Origin of the sequence: Halomonas sp. IOP_14 (genome assembly GCF_021021315.1) — a bacterium.
GTDB lineage: Bacteria > Pseudomonadota > Gammaproteobacteria > Pseudomonadales > Halomonadaceae > Vreelandella > Vreelandella titanicae.
In genome coordinates this window covers 1-1748 of the sequence record NZ_JAINWD010000084.1, presented here as the reverse complement: position 1 = coordinate 1748, position 1748 = coordinate 1, and the positions used below count along the sequence as shown (strand labels likewise).

Below are 1748 nucleotides of genomic sequence, written 5' to 3'. Positions count from 1 at the left end.
ATTGGACAATGGGGGCAACCCTGATCCAGCCATGCCGCGTGTGTGAAGAAGGCCCTCGGGTTGTAAAGCACTTTCAGCGAGGAAGAACGCCTAGTGGTTAATACCCATTAGGAAAGACATCACTCGCAGAAGAAGCACCGGCTAACTCCGTGCCAGCAGCCGCGGTAATACGGAGGGTGCAAGCGTTAATCGGAATTACTGGGCGTAAAGCGCGCGTAGGTGGCTTGATAAGCCGGTTGTGAAAGCCCCGGGCTCAACCTGGGAACGGCATCCGGAACTGTCAGGCTAGAGTGCAGGAGAGGAAGGTAGAATTCCCGGTGTAGCGGTGAAATGCGTAGAGATCGGGAGGAATACCAGTGGCGAAGGCGGCCTTCTGGACTGACACTGACACTGAGGTGCGAAAGCGTGGGTAGCAAACAGGATTAGATACCCTGGTAGTCCACGCCGTAAACGATGTCGACCAGCCGTTGGGTGCCTAGAGCACTTTGTGGCGAAGTTAACGCGATAAGTCGACCGCCTGGGGAGTACGGCCGCAAGGTTAAAACTCAAATGAATTGACGGGGGCCCGCACAAGCGGTGGAGCATGTGGTTTAATTCGATGCAACGCGAAGAACCTTACCTACCCTTGACATCTACAGAAGCCGGAAGAGATTCTGGTGTGCCTTCGGGAACTGTAAGACAGGTGCTGCATGGCTGTCGTCAGCTCGTGTTGTGAAATGTTGGGTTAAGTCCCGTAACGAGCGCAACCCTTGTCCTTATTTGCCAGCGAGTAATGTCGGGAACTCTAAGGAGACTGCCGGTGACAAACCGGAGGAAGGTGGGGACGACGTCAAGTCATCATGGCCCTTACGGGTAGGGCTACACACGTGCTACAATGGCCGGTACAAAGGGCTGCGAGCTCGCGAGAGTCAGCGAATCCCTTAAAGCCGGTCTCAGTCCGGATCGGAGTCTGCAACTCGACTCCGTGAAGTCGGAATCGCTAGTAATCGTGAATCAGAATGTCACGGTGAATACGTTCCCGGGCCTTGTACACACCGCCCGTCACACCATGGGAGTGGACTGCACCAGAAGTGGTTAGCCTAACGCAAGAGGGCGATCACCACGGTGTGGTTCATGACTGGGGTGAAGTCGTAACAAGGTAGCCGTAGGGGAACCTGCGGCTGGATCACCTCCTTAAACGATGCGTCACAGTCGGTAAGCGTCCACAATGAATTACCTGATCAGATATAGAGCAAACGGTAAAAGCACGATCCCCTCTTGGGTCTGTAGCTCAGTTGGTTAGAGCGCACCCCCTGACCTTAAATGGAAAGCAGGGTGAGGTCGGCCAGCCGACGCGGTCGTAAGAGTAGTAAGTAAATGGGTCTGTAGCTCAGTTGGTTAGAGCGCACCCCCTGACCTTAAATGGAAAGCAGGGTGAGGTCGGCCAGCCGACGCGGTCGTAAGAGTAGTAAGTAAATGGGTCTGTAGCTCAGTTGGTTAGAGCGCACCCCCTGACCTTAAATGGAAAGCAGGGTGAGGTCGGCCAGCCGACGCGGTCGTAAGAGTAGTAAGTAAATGGGTCTGTAGCTCAGTTGGTTAGAGCGCACCCCTGATAAGGGTGAGGTCGGCAGTTCAAGTCTGCCCAGACCCACCAAATTTTATCTATCGCTGCGTTATTTTATAACTCGCATAGCAGGCTATGCGTCGTCATAAAATGCCTTGCGCTAAATAAAATTGGCCAGAGGTGAGTGTGACTAAGAGTGACTAGA

1 tRNA gene and 1 rRNA gene are annotated in these 1748 nt (G+C 53.8%); both read left to right on the top strand.

Annotation, left to right across the window (positions count from 1 at the left end):
• A 16S ribosomal RNA gene (locus K7H09_RS23985) occupies window positions 1-1176 on the top strand; the annotation flags it as partial.
• Between the two features lie 380 nt (window positions 1177-1556).
• Window positions 1557-1633: transfer RNA gene (locus K7H09_RS23980), tRNA-Ile, on the top strand.
• The last annotated feature ends 115 nt before the right edge of the window (window positions 1634-1748 follow it).